20 protein-coding genes and 1 pseudogene are annotated in these 14,873 nt (G+C 37.0%); 1 reads left to right on the forward strand and 20 read right to left on the reverse strand.

Features of this window, described 5'->3' with window-relative positions; genetic code table 11:
- Positions 1-7: 7 nt before the first annotated feature.
- The 17 genes and pseudogenes from ACTQ46_RS04620 to ACTQ46_RS04700 all read right to left on the reverse strand — a co-directional run bounded on the left by ACTQ46_RS04620 (position 8) and on the right by ACTQ46_RS04700 (position 11,047).
- Positions 8-289: a CD1247 N-terminal domain-containing protein gene (locus tag ACTQ46_RS04620; protein WP_441747752.1), complete on the reverse strand. Its 282-nt coding sequence runs from the start codon at positions 287-289 to the stop codon at positions 8-10.
- A gap of 12 nt (positions 290-301) precedes the next feature.
- Positions 302-859 carry an elongation factor P gene (gene efp, locus ACTQ46_RS04625; RefSeq protein WP_441747753.1) on the reverse strand — a complete coding sequence of 186 codons (558 nt, stop codon included), beginning with the start codon at positions 857-859 and terminating at the stop codon, positions 302-304.
- A gap of 68 nt (positions 860-927) precedes the next feature.
- Positions 928-1,416, reverse strand: coding sequence for a MogA/MoaB family molybdenum cofactor biosynthesis protein (locus ACTQ46_RS04630; RefSeq protein ID WP_441747754.1), 489 nt, complete (start codon positions 1,414-1,416; stop codon positions 928-930).
- Positions 1,417-1,427: 11 nt separating this feature from the next.
- Positions 1,428-1,781, reverse strand: a complete 354-nt coding sequence (locus ACTQ46_RS04635) for a YraN family protein (protein ID WP_441747755.1) — start codon at positions 1,779-1,781, stop codon at positions 1,428-1,430.
- Positions 1,768-2,385: a ribonuclease HII gene (locus ACTQ46_RS04640; RefSeq protein WP_441747756.1), complete on the reverse strand. Its 618-nt coding sequence runs from the start codon at positions 2,383-2,385 to the stop codon at positions 1,768-1,770. Before ACTQ46_RS04640 ends, ACTQ46_RS04635 begins: the two co-directional genes overlap by 14 nt.
- On the reverse strand, positions 2,378-3,235 hold the full coding sequence (ylqF, locus tag ACTQ46_RS04645) for a ribosome biogenesis GTPase YlqF (protein WP_441747757.1): 858 nt from the start codon (positions 3,233-3,235) through the stop codon (positions 2,378-2,380). The genes ACTQ46_RS04640 and ylqF overlap by 8 nt, the downstream gene beginning before the upstream one ends.
- Before the next feature lie 55 nt (positions 3,236-3,290).
- Positions 3,291-3,638 carry a 50S ribosomal protein L19 gene (rplS, locus tag ACTQ46_RS04650; RefSeq protein WP_441747758.1) on the reverse strand — a complete coding sequence of 116 codons (348 nt, stop codon included), beginning with the start codon at positions 3,636-3,638 and terminating at the stop codon, positions 3,291-3,293.
- A 93-nt stretch (positions 3,639-3,731) separates the two neighbouring features.
- A complete protein-coding gene (trmD, locus tag ACTQ46_RS04655; RefSeq protein ID WP_441747759.1) occupies positions 3,732-4,430 on the reverse strand; it encodes a tRNA (guanosine(37)-N1)-methyltransferase TrmD in 699 nt (232 codons plus the stop codon).
- Positions 4,427-4,921: a ribosome maturation factor RimM gene (gene rimM / locus ACTQ46_RS04660; protein ID WP_441747760.1), complete on the reverse strand. Its 495-nt coding sequence runs from the start codon at positions 4,919-4,921 to the stop codon at positions 4,427-4,429. Before rimM ends, trmD begins: the two co-directional genes overlap by 4 nt.
- 9 nt (positions 4,922-4,930) lie before the next feature.
- A complete protein-coding gene (locus ACTQ46_RS04665) occupies positions 4,931-5,161 on the reverse strand; it encodes a KH domain-containing protein (RefSeq protein ID WP_441747761.1) in 231 nt (76 codons plus the stop codon).
- A 135-nt stretch (positions 5,162-5,296) separates the two neighbouring features.
- Positions 5,297-5,536, reverse strand: a pseudogene (rpsP, locus tag ACTQ46_RS04670) (30S ribosomal protein S16); the annotation flags it as partial.
- Positions 5,537-5,562: 26 nt separating this feature from the next.
- Positions 5,563-6,915 (reverse strand): signal recognition particle protein, encoded by a 1,353-nt coding sequence (gene ffh / locus ACTQ46_RS04675; protein WP_441747762.1) that lies wholly within the window; start codon positions 6,913-6,915, stop codon positions 5,563-5,565.
- Entirely contained in the window at positions 6,905-7,285 is a 381-nt protein-coding gene (gene ylxM / locus ACTQ46_RS04680; RefSeq protein ID WP_441747763.1) for a YlxM family DNA-binding protein, read from the reverse strand. Before ylxM ends, ffh begins: the two co-directional genes overlap by 11 nt.
- Positions 7,286-7,797: 512 nt before the next feature.
- Positions 7,798-9,015: a carboxylate--amine ligase gene (locus ACTQ46_RS04685; protein WP_441747764.1), complete on the reverse strand. Its 1,218-nt coding sequence runs from the start codon at positions 9,013-9,015 to the stop codon at positions 7,798-7,800.
- Positions 9,016-9,017: 2 nt separating this feature from the next.
- Positions 9,018-9,752 (reverse strand): hypothetical protein, encoded by a 735-nt coding sequence (locus ACTQ46_RS04690; protein ID WP_441747765.1) that lies wholly within the window; start codon positions 9,750-9,752, stop codon positions 9,018-9,020.
- Positions 9,742-10,698 carry an NAD(P)H-dependent glycerol-3-phosphate dehydrogenase gene (locus ACTQ46_RS04695; RefSeq protein WP_441747766.1) on the reverse strand — a complete coding sequence of 319 codons (957 nt, stop codon included), beginning with the start codon at positions 10,696-10,698 and terminating at the stop codon, positions 9,742-9,744. Before ACTQ46_RS04695 ends, ACTQ46_RS04690 begins: the two co-directional genes overlap by 11 nt.
- 160 nt (positions 10,699-10,858) lie before the next feature.
- On the reverse strand, positions 10,859-11,047 hold the full coding sequence (locus ACTQ46_RS04700; RefSeq protein WP_441747767.1) for a hypothetical protein: 189 nt from the start codon (positions 11,045-11,047) through the stop codon (positions 10,859-10,861).
- Between the two features lie 295 nt (positions 11,048-11,342).
- Here ACTQ46_RS04700 and ACTQ46_RS04705 point away from each other — a divergent pair, with 295 nt between their 5' ends.
- Positions 11,343-11,603: a hypothetical protein gene (locus tag ACTQ46_RS04705; protein ID WP_441747768.1), complete on the forward strand. Its 261-nt coding sequence runs from the start codon at positions 11,343-11,345 to the stop codon at positions 11,601-11,603.
- Positions 11,604-11,630: 27 nt separating this feature from the next.
- Here ACTQ46_RS04705 and ACTQ46_RS04710 read toward each other — a convergent pair whose 3' ends face one another.
- From ACTQ46_RS04710 to ACTQ46_RS04720, 3 genes are all read right to left on the reverse strand, one after another.
- Positions 11,631-12,770 carry a KamA family radical SAM protein gene (locus ACTQ46_RS04710; RefSeq protein WP_441747807.1) on the reverse strand — a complete coding sequence of 380 codons (1,140 nt, stop codon included), beginning with the start codon at positions 12,768-12,770 and terminating at the stop codon, positions 11,631-11,633.
- An 82-nt stretch (positions 12,771-12,852) separates the two neighbouring features.
- The gene (locus ACTQ46_RS04715; protein ID WP_441747769.1) at positions 12,853-13,251 is read right to left on the reverse strand and encodes a PaaI family thioesterase; all 399 of its coding nucleotides are present in this window, start codon (positions 13,249-13,251) and stop codon (positions 12,853-12,855) included.
- Between the two features lie 276 nt (positions 13,252-13,527).
- Positions 13,528-14,808 carry an O-acetylhomoserine aminocarboxypropyltransferase/cysteine synthase family protein gene (locus tag ACTQ46_RS04720; protein WP_441747770.1) on the reverse strand — a complete coding sequence of 427 codons (1,281 nt, stop codon included), beginning with the start codon at positions 14,806-14,808 and terminating at the stop codon, positions 13,528-13,530.
- Positions 14,809-14,873 lie beyond the last annotated feature (65 nt).

Below are 14,873 nucleotides of genomic sequence, written 5' to 3' on the forward strand. Positions count from 1 at the left end.
GGATCATTTACTCGATATCTTCGATATCATCGTCTTCAGTTACGAATTCATAGATATCTTCATCATAATCATCAAAATCTTCGTCATCGTAATCTTCATCGTCTTCGTCGAATCCAACATACTCATAAAGATCTGTCATATAATAATTTAAGTCTTCTACTTCTTCTACTAATTCGCCCATAACTTCAAGCATTTCGCTGATAAGTTTTCCTGATTTTGTTTCTTCTTCTAATTGAATACCTTCAGACAAGCCTTTTAAATACGCAATTTTTTCATATAAATGATCCATTATAATTCTCCTTTAAACTCGTGATAGATATTCGTTTGAACGAGTATCTATTTTGATTACATCTCCCTCTTCTACAAAAAGAGGAACATTTACAGTAGCTCCTGTTTCCACAGTCGCTGGTTTTACAGCACCTGTAGCAGTGTCGCCTTTTACTCCAGGTTCTGTTTTTGTTACAGTTAGTTCAACAAAATTGGGAGGATTCACCTCAAATGCTTTGTCTTTGTAAAAACGAAGGGTTGCCATATCGTTTTCTTTAATATATACGATCGCATCTTCCACTGAATCTTTTTCAATTGGAATTTGATCGTATGTATTCGGATCCATAAAATAATATAATGTTCCGTCATTGTAAAGATATTGCATGTCTTTTGTTTCAATACGTGCTTCTTGATATTTATCATTTGGGTTAAAGGTAATGTCCTTGTTTGCACCGCTCATCACAGAACGGATTTTAGTTCGGACAAACGCTGCCCCTTTTCCCGGTTTAACGTGTTGGAAATCCATGACCTGCCACACGTCACCGTCCATTTCAAATGTAGTGCCTTTTCTGAAATCTCCTGCTGAAATCATTCTAATTCCTCCTCAATTTATTACTTATATCAATTATACCAACTAGATAGAATCATAACAAGTATTCCTTATCGAGCACATTCTCCATCTAGATTTTTGAGAATTTTAAGACCATGATCTAACTCCGGTAGAATATAATCCAAAATTTCTTTTACTGCTTTTGGACTTCCTGGAAGATTGATAATCAAGGTATTGTTTCGAATGACAGAAGCCGCTCGAGAAAGCATTGCTCTTTTTGTAATAGTCATGCTGTAAGCTCTCATAGCCTCCGCTATCCCAGGGACTCTTCTTGTCGCTACCTTTTCTGTAGCTTCCGGTGTTACATCTCTTGGACTAAAGCCGGTTCCGCCAGTAGTCAAAATTAAATCCACTTGATGCACATCGCTGTATTCTATCAATTTCTCTTCTATCAGATTGAGATCATCGGGAATAATTTCCTTGTGTTTCACTTCATATCCCGCTTCTTGAATCATTTCTTCGATCACTCTGCCGCTTTCATCAACCCTTTCGCCGCGGCTTCCTTTATCTGATAGAGTAATAATACCTGCTGTAAACATTTTTACCCCCTTTAAGGAAAAGCATCTTCTATATGTTCGATTCTAATAGGCTCTTCCAAAAATATTTCTATAACATCAAAAATCGGCTGATAATCATATAGCTCATTTTCATTGATATAAATTTCTGCTGCAGAAAGTATTTTTCTTTGCTTTTCTTCCGTTACAAAATCCGAAGGATATCCAAAATCTGCATTCTTGCGGGCCTTCACTTCTACAAATACAAGAAGATCCCCTTTCGTAAATATCAAATCGATTTCACCTGTAAATCGTTTATAATTTCTATCTAAGAATGTATACCCCTTTTTCAAAAGATATTCCTCTGCCAGTTGTTCTCCTAAAGATCCTCTTTCATTAGACTTTTCCATGAAGAATCTTCCTTAGAAAAGTTTTTCGATGAATCGAACAAGGTCCTATCTCCAAAAGAGCTTCGCGATGTTTTTTTGTTCCATATCCTTTGTTTTTTGCAAAATCATAACCCGGGTATTGTTCTTCATATTCTACCATCATTTTATCTCGAAGCACCTTTGCAACGATAGAGGCGCATGCGATAATAAAGCAGCGGTCATCTCCTTTTATCAAGCTCTCTTGGGGAATCTGACAGTCGATTTTTTCGGCATCTACAAAAACAATATCTGCCGATATTTTTTCGCCCTCTTTCGTAAAGATATTATCCAATGCTGTTTTCATCGCTTTTCTTGTAGCCTGCTTAATATTGATCTCATCGATGGATTTTTCATCTTCAATGCCGATTCCTATTCCAAGAGCATGCTCCCGGATAAGGAGATCCAGCATGTCTCTTTTTTTAGGGGTAAGCTTTTTGGAATCCTTTACCCCCTCTATAATCATACCTTTAGGCATAATAACAGCACAAGCGACAACAGGACCTGCTAAAGGTCCTCTTCCTACCTCATCGACCCCTGCTAATAAGTTGTATTTCTTTTCATACTCTTCAAGGGAAAAATCAAACATAATCTTCAACCTTTTCAAGGGTTATCCTGCCCATAACGCCTTTTCTAAATTCATCTAAAATCAGAGTTGCTATTCTCTCATAGTCGATTTCTTGCCCCCGCATAATAGCTCCCCGTTTTACTGCGATATCTTCCATAATTTGGAGAGTCGTTTTGTCTTTCGTTGTAATCCCATAACGTTCTTCTAAAATTTTCGGGTCTTGTTTTTGAAGAACCTTTAATAATTCAAAAGCTAGATCTTGTTTATCCATAATCTCATCTTTAATCGAACCGATAAAAGCCAAATGAAGCCCTGTTTTGGGATCCTCGAATTTAGGCCAAAGGATTCCCGGCGTATCTAGAAGTTCGAAATTTCCTCCGGTCTTTATCCATTGATTTTGTCTTGTAACACCAGGCTTGTTTCCAACTCTTGTAATCCTTTTATTTGCAACGCGATTGATTAATGTTGATTTCCCAACGTTTGGGATACCTACAATCATCATTCGGATTCGATCGTTTTCAATATTTTTTTCCCGATCTTTCTTAAACTTTTCCTTTAATGCTCTTCGGCCTGCTTTTTCAAGTTCCTTTGTCACATTGTCATGAAGACTGTCCACACGAAGAACTTCGTGGCCCCTTTTGCTGAATTCATCTGTCCAGCGGTCATTTTCCCTTGGGTCCGCCAAGTCTTTTTTGTTTAATATCATTAAATGGGGTTTCTGTCCAATAATCGTGTCGATCACTGGATTTCTGCTGGATACAGGTATTCTCAAGTCGACGATTTCAGCTACTAAATCCACAAGTTTTAAGGATTTCTTTATCGAATCTGTAGCCTTTTTCATATGGCCTGGAAACCAGTTAATATGATCCATCTTTATCACCTTTTCTTTCAATTAAAAAAACGCTAATAAAATTAGCGCATTTTTCTTAATATTTGTTTAATTCTCTAACTCTTGCAGCTTTACCTACACGATCTCTTAAGTAGTATAGTTTCGCACGGCGAACTCTACCGCGGCGAGCTACTTTAACATTTTCAACTCTTGGTGAATTCATAGGGAAAGTTCTTTCTACTCCAACTCCGTAAGCTACTCTTCTTACAGTGAATGTTTTACGAATGCCAGTTCCTTGAATACGGATTACTGTACCTTCGAATACTTGGATTCTTTCTCTATTACCTTCTTTGACTTTGTAGTCTACTTTAACAGTATCCCCTACTTTAAAGTCAAGACGATTTTCTCTTACTTGTTCGTCTTCTAATTGTTTAATAATATCCATTTGTAAAAACCTCCTAATTTTTAATGTTCATGCATCTAAGCAGAGGACCATTCGTTTTACATTTTTTATAACTTTGTGATTATATCACAAGTTTTAGTCTCTTTCAATTCTTTCTTGCAGATATCTTTGATACAAATCAGGCCGTTTCTTTTTCGTATTTTCAACAGCATTTTCATTGCGCCACTCTTCGATCTTCTTATGATTACCGTCAAGAAGCACTTGCGGAACTTTCATTCCTTTATACTCTCTGGGTCTCGTATAAGAATCATACTGAAGAAGTGTTTGATAATGAGAGTCGGAAACAGCGCTTTCTTCATTTCCCAACACCCCAGGAATCATTCTGGAAACTGCATCAATAAGTACCATGGCTCCCAGCTCGCCGCCAGTCAGTACATAGTCGCCGATGGAAACCTCCTCATCTACGACTTCATGAAGAACTCTAGCATCGATTCCTTCATAATGGCCGCATAAAAGGATCAGCTGGGGATACTCCGAGAGCTTTTTGCACAGGTCTTGTGTCAAAACTTTCCCCTGGGGAGAAAGATAAATTACAGGTCCCTGCCTTTTGTCCAAGGATTCCACCGCATCAAAAATCGGTTGAGGAGTCATAAGCATGCCCGCTCCCCCGCCGTAAATAATGTCGTCAACTCTGCGATGCTTGTCTAAGGAATAATCTCTGATATTAACAGCATTCAGTTCGATAATCTCTTTCTGAATGCTTTTTCCGATCACTCCATAGTCTTCCATATTTCGAATGAAGTCCGGAAATAGAGTTAATACGTCGAATCTCATTCTAAAATCCCTTCAATCAAGTTTACAAATATTCTTTTATCCTCAAGATTTATCTCTAGAATAAATTCTTTCACTGCTGGAATCATAATATCTCCCCCAGGCGTTTCAATGATATAAATATCATTGACATAAGAAGTTTGAATCTCTTTTAGGACACCGATCTTTTCGCCTTCGTGAAGCACTTCAAAACCGATCAGATCATCTACATAATACGAATCTTCAGGAAGTTCATAACGATCTTCCTTTGAGACATATAAGAAATCACCCTTGTACTTCTCGCATTGGTTGATATTATCGAATTCTTCAAATACCATAATGAGCATTCCTTTATGGTTTCTGAATGATTTTATATGGACTTCTTTTTTCTCTTCTCCAATATAATAGCTGTGTCCTTCTGAGAATCTCTCGTCGTAGTCTGTCAAAGACTGAACTTTTAATTCTCCCCGAACACCGTGAGTGTTGGCAATTTTTCCTACTTTAATATAATCCACTTTGAAAACCTACTGTATAATATCTACAAAAACTTTTTTGCCTTCTTTAATGGAAGCCGCTTTTACGACAGTTCGAATTGCCTTGGCAATTCTCCCTTCTTTTCCAATAATTCTTCCCAAATCTTTGTCTTCAGCTTTCACTTCTACAATCGTCTTGTTTCCTTCTTCGCGAAGGTTGACAACAACTTTCTCGGGATGGTCTACTAAAGCCTTTGCTATGATTTCAACTAATTCTTTCATATTGCCTCCTTTTATAGGGGACTATTCTGCAGAAACCTCTTCTGTTGATTCTTCAGCTGCTTCTGCTGGTGTTTCTTCAACTGTATCTTCTGCTTTCACTTCTTCTACAGCTGCTTCTTTTTTAGATTGTTCTCCATAAACGCCGTTGTTTTTGAAAAGACGGTTTACAGTATCTGTTGGTTTTGCTCCAACTCCGATCCAGTAGTTTACTTTTTCAGCATCTACTTTTACTTCTTTAGGCTGTGTTAATGGATTGTAGTATCCTAATTCTTCAATGAATCTTCCATTTCTAGCAGTTCTTGAATCTGCAACAACGATTCTATAAAAGGGTCTCTTTTTTGATCCTAATCTTTTTAATCTAATTTTTACTGACATAATAACTCCTCCAAAATAATTCTTATTTATTTAAAAAAAGGAAATCCGCCACCGAAGGGGTTGCCTTTTTTCTTCATTTTTTTCTGCATACCGCCCATTTGCTTCATGAGCTTTTTCGTATCTTTGAACTGCTTTAATAGTTTATTGAGCTGGGAAGTTGTCACTCCTGCACCTTTTGCAATTCGTTTCTTTCTGCTGTTGTTGATAATCTCAGGATGATCTCTTTCTTCATGAGTCATAGACTGTATCATCGCTTGAATCCGGTTAATATCTTTTTCACCGATATTTATACCTTTTAGAGCTTTTGAATCCATGCCTGGAACCATCGCCAGCAAATCTTCCAACGGTCCTAAGGATTTCATCTGTTCTAGCTGATCCAGGAAATCGTGGAGATTATAGCTTTGGGAACGGAACTTTTCTTCCAGTTCTTTTGCCTTCTTCTCGTCGATAGCATTCTGGGCCTTCTCGATAAAGGATAATACATCCCCCATCCCTAAAATTCGAGATGCCATACGGTCTGGATGGAAAGGTTCTAATTCGTCCATCTTTTCTCCGACCCCGATATATTTGATCGGCTTTTGGGTAACGGATCTTATAGAAAGTGCAGCACCGCCTCGGGCATCCCCGTCAAGCTTTGTCAGCACGATTCCAGTTACTCCCAATTCGCTGCTGAACGTTTCAGCAACATTCACTGCATCCTGTCCTGTCATCGCATCGACGACTAGAAGAATTTCGTCAGGGCTAACAGCACTTTCAATGTCTTTTAACTCCTGCATTAAATCGCTGTCGATATGAAGACGGCCGGCTGTATCGATTAATACTACATCTCTTCCAAGACGCTTTGCCTCTTCTACACCTTTTTTTGCAATTTCTACAGGGCTAATCTGATCTCCTAATGTGAATACTGGAACATTCACATTTCCGCCTACAACTTGAAGCTGTTTAATCGCTGCCGGACGGTAAATATCTCCTGCTACTAAAAGGGGCTTTTTATTCTGCTTTGTTAAAAGATGTGCCAGTTTCCCTGCATGAGTGGTTTTACCTGCCCCTTGAAGACCGCATAAAATGATAACAGTAGGCGGCTTTGAAGAAAACTGAATTTTCTCTTCACTTTTTCCCATGAGATCTGTTAATTCTTCATTAACAATCTTTATAACATGCTGGCCCGGTGTTAGAGACTCCATAACTTCTGCCCCTAAAGCACGCTCTTTGATCTTCTTTACAAAATCTTTAACAACTTTATAGTTAACATCTGCTTCTAATAACGCAAGTTTTACTTCCCTCATAGCAGCGTCGATATCTTTTTCCGTTAACTTGCCTTTTCCAGTAAGCTTACCGAGGGCATTCTGTAATTTGTCGGATAAATTTTCAAATATCATATCCTATTGCCTCCAGTCTTTCTTTTTCATATTCTTCAAAAAGTTTCATCAGGTCTTCTAACTCTCTTTTTGATAAATACTCATCTTCTGTAGATAATAATCGTTTCATTTCTTCCAAAGCATTTTGTATGCCTTTTGAGATTTTTTGATTTCTGTCTACCAGTAAAAGTTTCTTTTCGTAATTATATAGTTTTTTTTCTGCTCTTTTTAAATTCTCAGAGACAGCTTGTTTTGAGATTCCATGAATTTCAGCGATTTCTGATAACGATAAATCTTCATTATAATATTGATCTACGATTTCAAACTGCTTGTCTGTTAAAAGCTTTCCGTAATAATCAAACAAAATTCCAATTTCAACAACCTTATCCATGACTTCTCCTCATTCGTATCCGTCAACCTTTTTACTTGACGCTTGTATATTGTACTATGCTAATCCGGTGTTGTCAAATGTTTTTTCTATATTTGCAAAGATCAAATTCGTCAAAAACATGAAATGAAATGATAGATTATTATTTTATTTCTTATTAAAATCCAAGGATGTTTTTCACAAAAAAAATATATCAGCCTCCCTCAATCCGGAAAGCCGATACACGAGATATTTTCTTTAATTCTAAGCAGAAAATGAACCCTTCTTCATTTTTCCTCTCAACTCCACTCTTGAACTCTAGTCCAAATCAGGTACTTTGATTTGGCAACAGGTCAGCAGATTGCTCTTCGCCAAATGAAAAAAATCCATTATGAGAACGAGCTGCACCAGACCTGCTAAAGTATTTTACAAAAACGCTAGTCAGGTCTAGCTCATGCCGCTTGTTTCCCAAGAACGATTGCTCTTTCGTAGTTGGCTAGAAAGAATCGGCTCGCTCTGCACACTCACTCTATCTTTTAATCTCTATCCTTCTGATAGACGGGGTAGTATCTTCTTGTAGCGATTCTTCGTCTCATATAGTTTAGAAATCTTTTTAAGGACTTATCTTTTTCATACCATTGAGTGAATTTATATTTCTTTTCTTTAATATACTTCTGCGCTTCTTTTTTGTCTTTCGGGTTTACATATTTTAATAGAACCGAAGGGTCTACATACAGCCATAAATAGGGATTGGCAAAATATACTGTTTCCTTACCTTCTCTATAAATAAGATCATCCACAAGATAGGTAACGAAATTGCAGCCGGCTGCTGTCATATAAAAACTCGAGCGTCCTTGGCGGATATTTATTTCGAATACTTTGTGTTTCCCGTCTCTTTTATCGTATTTTAAATCGAAATTCGCAAAACCTGTATAACCAAGATCCAATAAAAACTTCTCGTATTGTGCGTAGATCTCCGGTGCATCCTGAGTTAAGAGAGCATTATAATTGCCTATGCTTTCTGGAAGACATTCATCTAAAAGGCAGCGTGCAAAACACATCATCTTCACTCGGCCTTTTCGGTCTACATACGCATTTAAAACGCCCATTGTAGAGGAATCTCCCGGTATAAAGTCCTGTACAATTAACTCGCCCGTATAACCGGCATTGTATATATCATCGATGATTTTTTTAAGCTCTTCCATAGAATCTGCTTTGTAAGCCTTTTTTTTGCCTTCAAATTTTAGATGAAGAAATTCTATACTATCGTTCGGTTTCACCGCACAAGGGAAACCGAATGGAAGTTCGATCTCCCTGCGGTTCTCTTTTGTAATGACGTAGGTTGCAGGATAATCCAAACCATATTTTTCACAGATTTCATAAAAATCCTTCTTATTTTCCAGCTTATCTTTTAATTCCAAGGACACATAGTTGAATTCATAATACTCTTCTAAAAGATCGCTGTATTTTGTAATCAAAGTTGTATATCCATCGCTGCAGGAAATTAAAAGCAGAGGTTTTCCTTCTTTTTTTAGTTCTTTTCCTAATTCAATCATCTTTAGCGGAAATATTTCATCCGTGTCAAAATCTTCAAAGGTCTGAACCGTTACAATTTTTGAATCTTGAGTAAAGCTTAAAGGTTCTTTCCCCAAAGCGATAGAATGAACTCCGTATGCCTCATGAAAAGACCTTGCTGTTCCATAAGCATTAATATCTGTTCCTAAAATAATCGGTATAAAATCAACGTCCTGCATAATTAACTCACTTTCTTATAAAAATCGCTAAATCTCTTAGCCCAATCGTAATCTTCTTTTGTAATATCTGAACTAGCGTCTTCTATATTCTTATATTCCAAACCGTAAATCGCAAGCCATGGGAGTTCTTTTTCCCCAATACTTTTTCTTTGATTAAGATAGTTCCTATAGCTTATCAATTCTTTTTGAAGCTCTAATCCTTTTTCTGTATAAGAATAATGTTCAACATTTTCATTCATTATTCGTGAACTGCTTGTCTTCATATATTCGTTCTTTAATAAATAGCCGATAGATTCGCCGCGAAGGTCCTGCATATTTTCTCGGATGTTTTTCTCTTCCTTCTTCCGAAATTCCGGCTCCATTAAAAGAATGCCGCCGGGCAGTTTGTTCAGCAATACAAACCAGTTTCTTTCGTGATTGCTTTCAAACACGGGGCTTCCCTCTAAAATATATCTTCCATCTTCTTTTCTGACCACATCGTCAATAATCCATTTTAATAGATATTCCTGCAAAAAGGAAGAGGCATCGGATAATCCGCTTTTTTGAAGGGGAAAGAAATAATATTCTTTCTTGTCCTTCTTTGGAGGAATATCAGATACATCCGTGATATCAGCAAAAAGGACATAGGGTCCTTCTTTTTTATTATTTCGATTCAAAAGGATAATTCCCAGGATAAATAAAACCAATATTCCGAATGCCGCTATCGGAGGCCATGAAAGTGCTAGATTAGAATTCATTTTTTACCTCCCTTAAGAATAGCTGTGCCAGTGCATCTTTAGGATCTCTTTCGTTATAGCAGACGTCATAAACCATTTGCGTAATAGGAAGATCTACATGATACTTTTCTCCTAAAGCAACCATCGCCTTGGCAGTATAGTAGCCTTCTGCAAGTTTATTATAATCTTCACCCGTAACTAAACACTCTCCGAACTTTCGATTCTGAGAGAACTTTGAAAAAACAGTTGCTTCATAATCTCCCAAGTGGCACAGACCATAAGCCGAGAATGGATTTCCTCCCATCCCTTCGATAAGCCTAGAAACTTCTCTTGTTCCCCGGCTCATCAGCGCCCCTTTTAAAGAAGTTAGATTCATTCCGTCTAAAGCCCCTGCAGCGATTCCTATCACATTTTTAGCAGCTGCTCCTATTTCATTGCCCACTAAATCATTTCCATAATAGAAACGGATCAATTCGCTTGAGAATTCATTTACTAAATAATATTTACAATCTTCATACAGGGAATCGATAACCATACAGTTGGGAACGCCTCTATAAAACTCCTGAGGATGGCCCGGTCCGATCCATACAGCAATTCGATTGCTGTAATCTACATATTCCGACACTACTTGACTCAGCCTTTTCCTAGTACTGATCTCAATGCCCTTCATGCATAGAATGAAGATCTTATTTTTTAAAGAATACTCCCTAAGCTCTTCCATCAGATCTCGAAGCTTTTGGGAAGGAATCGAGATTATAATAATGTCGCTGTCTTCTATTTCTTTCAGATCATAAATCAGTTTTGTTGTCTTTTCCAACTGGATAGTGCCGTTACCCCCGGTTTCTCTAAACCTTTTCATATTGGAAGAGTCTTCTCTTCCGTATAATGAAACATCTTTTCCGATATGATCTAAATACCATGCGATAAAAGATCCCCATCTTCCCGCTCCTATCACTGTAATTTTCATCTTCAACACCTACTTATAATATTTTAACTATTATATCAAATAACAGCCTTCTATCCTACTTTCTTATTCTCTTCATAAAAAAAGCCAGAGTAAATTATTCTACTCTGGCAAAAGTTCCTATTAAATTTTCTTCGTTTGCTGCTTTCTGTTTTATCTCCAACTATTGTAATTGATAGCGGAAGATCAAAATATTTTGATCTTTTTTCTGCTTCAAACCTGATTTAAGCACTTTTACTTTTCTGCCATCTGAAATTTCGATATCCTCATCGACAATGCCATTCATAAATGTATCTACTTCTTCTGCATTGGCTGGCTCTACATCTACCTTCACTCCCCACGGAAGTGCCATCACTGCCTGAGGGTCTCACGTATCGCAGGCTCCATCTGCTCTTTCTTGAAGATTTTCTTCAAGAAGTTTAATTAATTCTTCTTTATAGTTTCCAGTTGATCCAAACATAATATTCCTCCTTTTTTCGATATGAAATTAATTGCATATCCATATGTATTATTATATACCTCCGGCTCTCCACATTCAAACATTATGAAATATTATGTTTTGTATATTAAAGTTAAGTAAACTTATAGATTCTGGGTATTTATAATTACACTGATTATTTCATATTCTAAAATAAAAGGAGATTATTATGACGAGTCAAGAAAAAGAATTATTATTGTATATTTACGACAAATATAATGAAGAAGGCAAGGAAACCATCCACATCGATTATTACGATGAAGATGTTGAAAAAGAAGAAAGTTATGATCGAAGCGGAGACATCGACAATATGCTTGCTGAAATGATTTCAGAAGATTTAATCGAAGAAAAAGCTCGGACTGTCGGTTTTGTAGAAGTATCATTGACACAAGGCGGTATCGCCATGGCCAAAAAACTTAAGAACGAATAAAAAGCCCGAATATCGGGCTTTTTTTCATTATAAAGGCATATTTTCAGGAAGCCAAGCTTCCTCTTCTCCAATTTCTCTGATAAAGATTCGTCCTGAATTCTTTTGATCTTTTGCTTGTATATATTTAAAAATCATTTTATTCGGATCCGCCATCCCGATAATTTCGATTTTTCCTGTTACATGGCTTAAACCAAAACGGAATGATTTCGCAAGACCATTTAACATTCCCTTTGCTTTATCTACAATATCCACCCCTTCTTTAAAAGGAACTTGGAATTGATCTTTAACGCCTTTTACAGGACGGCATTGAAATAAATAGTAAGGCATAATTCCGTTTGCTGTAAGTTTTGAAAAAAGCTCAGCTATTGTATTCGGATCATCATTTACACCTTTTAATAAAACAGTTTGATTTCTTATAACCGCTCCCGTTTCTTGAAGCAACGAAATACTTCTCAAAGACTCTTCTGTTAATTCTCGGGGATGATTATAATGGGTCACTATATAAAGCTGTTTTTTCTTATTATACTTTTTCAACAGCTGAATTAATTTATCTGATTCTAATATTCTTTGAGGGAATACGACCGGCGTTCTTGTTCCAAAACGTATAAAGTCTAGATGGTCTATAGCCGTTAACTCTTCTAATAGATACTCGATCTGCCCATCCTCTAACAAAAAGGAGTCTCCTCCAGATACTAAAACATTATTAATTTCCTCATGTTCTTTTAAATAATCGAAGATTTTTCCCCAAGACTTTGTAACTTCTTCCGTTTCTCCTCCTACCAGTCTTTTTCTAAAACAAAAACGGCAGTACATCGCGCAGGTACTTGTAGAGAGCATTAGTGCAGTTTGGGTATATTTATGCTGCAGCCCTATAACTACTGTGTTGCTGCCTTCTCCGGATGTATCAAAAGAACCGCTGTCTTCGCTTTCATAGACTGCAGGGATACACAGCTTTGCAATAGGATCTTCTTTAAACCGGCTCCAGTCCACTAAATCTATATAGTTTTTAGGAATACTCATGGGGTAGCGTTCAATAATTCTCTGAAGCTCTTTCTTTTCTTCGTCCTTTAAAGGGAGCTTTTTATATTTTTCTAATTCTTCTACTGTTGTGATATTATGATTTAATTCTTCTTTCCAATTCAAATAATTCCTCCTTTGTAAAGCTATTCTAGTCCTGTATTAAAATACATAGCTTACTATTATTAGAATAATATTATAACATAAAAAGAAATTTTCCATTTCTTTGAAATTATTGTTTTAATGAATAGTAGGTAAAGGCAGCAGCTGCTATTTGTTCTTCGAGCTGGTTCGTTACTCTTACTTCTATAAAACTGATTCTATTTCCTTTTTTAAGAAGAAAGGCTTCGAATCGTAAAGATTTTGAATTTTTTGTATTGTTGAGATATTGTATTTTTCCTTCTATTGTAGAAGAGTTTTCCCCATAAAAGTCCATTAGTGTTCCGCAGCAGGAATCAGACAATGCGTAGATCAATCCACCATGAACCCATCCGTTTCCATTTAGATGCTTCTCTTCAATTTTTCTTAATACCATCCTGCTGTAACCTTCCCTTACTTCTTCGACCTCTCCGCCGATCACTTCTACAAAAGGAACAGCTTTTTTCCTTGCTGAATGTTCTTTTTTACCCATAATACCTCCCTACATAAAAAAAGTGGAGAGCTTATAAAAAGAGTAGTAGAGTGTAAAAGTGAAGTTATGGTCGAAAAACGAAAAAATCATTCGTGTTCTCCATAGTATAAAATATTTTTCAAACCCTTTTCCTCCATATCCTAAATATAGAGAATCTTTTTGTACTGATCTTGAGTTTTCTTGTCCAAATATTACATAAGAAACAAGTCTTTCGTTTCTGCTTTATCTCCACTCTACACTCTCTTACTCTTACACTCTTCTTTTACAAAACTCTCTTTATCCTATTTCTTTAAAGGCTTGTTCTAAGTCAGCGATGATATCTTCTGGATCTTCAAGTCCTACTGAAAAACGGATAAGGTCGGGACGAACTCCTGCTTCTTCCAGCTGTTCGTCGCTTAATTGTCTATGGGTATGGCTTGCAGGATGAAGAAGACAAGTCTTTGCATCTGCTACGTGAGTGGCGATGGATGCTAATTTTAAACTGTCCATAAATTTAATAGATCGTTCTCTTCCGCCTTTGATTCCGAAGTTTAACACACCGCAAGTGCCCTGAGGGCAGTATTTCTTTGCCAATTCATTACTAGGATGGCTTTCAAGTTCCGGGAAGTTTACCCATGCTACTTCTTCATGGGATTCTAAATATTTCGCTACTTTTAATGCAGATTCTGTATGTCTTTTCATTCGAAGATGAAGAGATTCCAGTCCTAAGCTTAAGTAAAAAGCATGCTGAGGAGACTGGATCGATCCTAAATCACGCATTAACTGAACGGTTGCCTTTGTAATATAGGCGCCCTTGCCAAATTTTTCAGTATAAGTAATTCCATGGTAGGATTCATCCGGTGTTGTAAGTCCCGGGAATTTATCACGGTTTTTCTCCCAGTCGAAGTTTCCGCTGTCTACAATCGCTCCCCCCACTGCTGCACCATGTCCGTCCATATATTTTGTCGTAGAATGCGTTACAATATCCGCTCCCCATTCAAAAGGTCTGCAGTTTATCGGCGTTGCAAAGGTATTGTCGATAATTAGAGGAATACCATGATCATGAGCAAATGTTGCAAACTTTTCAATATCCAAAACATTTACTGTAGGATTTGTAATCGTTTCTCCAAACACCGCCTTCGTATTCGGTTTTACAAATTTTGCCAGTTCTTCTAAAGAAAGTTCCTGATCCACAAAGGTACAGTCTATCCCCATCTTTTTCATAGTGATATTGAAAAGATTATAGGTTCCTCCATAAATGGATGAAGAAGCGATAAAATGGTCTCCTGATTCGCAAATATTGAATAGTGCAAAGAAATTCGCAGCTTGTCCAGATGAAGTAAGCATCGCTGCTGCTCCTCCCTCTAAAGCATTGATTTTTTCTGCAACATAATCATTTGTCGGGTTTTGAAGCCTTGTATAAAAATAGCCGGTTGCCTCTAAGTCAAAAAGTTTTCCCATCTCTTCGCTTGTATCGTACTTAAAAGTGGTACTTTGAATAATAGGCACTTCCCTCGGTTCCCCTTTTGTCGGTTTATAGCCTTCTTGAATACATTTTGTGTCAATATGATAATCCATGATTTCTTCCTTTCTGCTCTATAATTTGTATAATCTATTTTATCATACTAAAGAGACCTTTACTC

It is taken from the genome of Gallicola sp. Sow4_E12, from assembly GCF_052116305.1.
Lineage (GTDB): Bacteria > Bacillota > Clostridia > Tissierellales > Peptoniphilaceae > JBQKLI01.

Excerpts from the sequence above, each read along its gene's own strand:
- ACTQ46_RS04700 (WP_441747767.1), bottom strand. The coding sequence starts at position 11,047 with ATGGCACTTCCGTGGGGAGTGAAGGTAGATGTAGAGCCAGCCAATGCA.
- ACTQ46_RS04690 (WP_441747765.1), bottom strand. The coding sequence starts at position 9,752 with ATGAATTCTAATCTAGCACTTTCATGGCCTCCGATAGCGGCATTCGGA.
- ACTQ46_RS04635 (WP_441747755.1), bottom strand. The coding sequence starts at position 1,781 with ATGGAAAAGTCTAATGAAAGAGGATCTTTAGGAGAACAACTGGCAGAG.
- ylqF (WP_441747757.1), bottom strand. The coding sequence starts at position 3,235 with ATGGATCATATTAACTGGTTTCCAGGCCATATGAAAAAGGCTACAGAT.
- ACTQ46_RS04630 (WP_441747754.1), bottom strand. The coding sequence starts at position 1,416 with ATGTTTACAGCAGGTATTATTACTCTATCAGATAAAGGAAGCCGCGGC.
- ACTQ46_RS04665 (WP_441747761.1), bottom strand. The coding sequence starts at position 5,161 with ATGAAAGAATTAGTTGAAATCATAGCAAAGGCTTTAGTAGACCATCCC.
- ACTQ46_RS04715 (WP_441747769.1), bottom strand. The coding sequence starts at position 13,251 with ATGGGTAAAAAAGAACATTCAGCAAGGAAAAAAGCTGTTCCTTTTGTA.
- ACTQ46_RS04720 (WP_441747770.1), bottom strand. The coding sequence starts at position 14,808 with ATGGATTATCATATTGACACAAAATGTATTCAAGAAGGCTATAAACCG.
- rplS (WP_441747758.1), bottom strand. The coding sequence starts at position 3,638 with ATGGATATTATTAAACAATTAGAAGACGAACAAGTAAGAGAAAATCGT.
- trmD (WP_441747759.1), bottom strand. The coding sequence starts at position 4,430 with ATGAGATTCGACGTATTAACTCTATTTCCGGACTTCATTCGAAATATG.
- ACTQ46_RS04695 (WP_441747766.1), bottom strand. The coding sequence starts at position 10,698 with ATGAAAATTACAGTGATAGGAGCGGGAAGATGGGGATCTTTTATCGCA.
- ACTQ46_RS04620 (WP_441747752.1), bottom strand. The coding sequence starts at position 289 with ATGGATCATTTATATGAAAAAATTGCGTATTTAAAAGGCTTGTCTGAA.
- efp (WP_441747753.1), bottom strand. The coding sequence starts at position 859 with ATGATTTCAGCAGGAGATTTCAGAAAAGGCACTACATTTGAAATGGAC.
- ACTQ46_RS04705 (WP_441747768.1), top strand. The coding sequence starts at position 11,343 with ATGACGAGTCAAGAAAAAGAATTATTATTGTATATTTACGACAAATAT.
- ACTQ46_RS04685 (WP_441747764.1), bottom strand. The coding sequence starts at position 9,015 with ATGCAGGACGTTGATTTTATACCGATTATTTTAGGAACAGATATTAAT.
- ffh (WP_441747762.1), bottom strand. The coding sequence starts at position 6,915 with ATGATATTTGAAAATTTATCCGACAAATTACAGAATGCCCTCGGTAAG.
- ACTQ46_RS04640 (WP_441747756.1), bottom strand. The coding sequence starts at position 2,385 with ATGTTTGATTTTTCCCTTGAAGAGTATGAAAAGAAATACAACTTATTA.
- ylxM (WP_441747763.1), bottom strand. The coding sequence starts at position 7,285 with ATGGATAAGGTTGTTGAAATTGGAATTTTGTTTGATTATTACGGAAAG.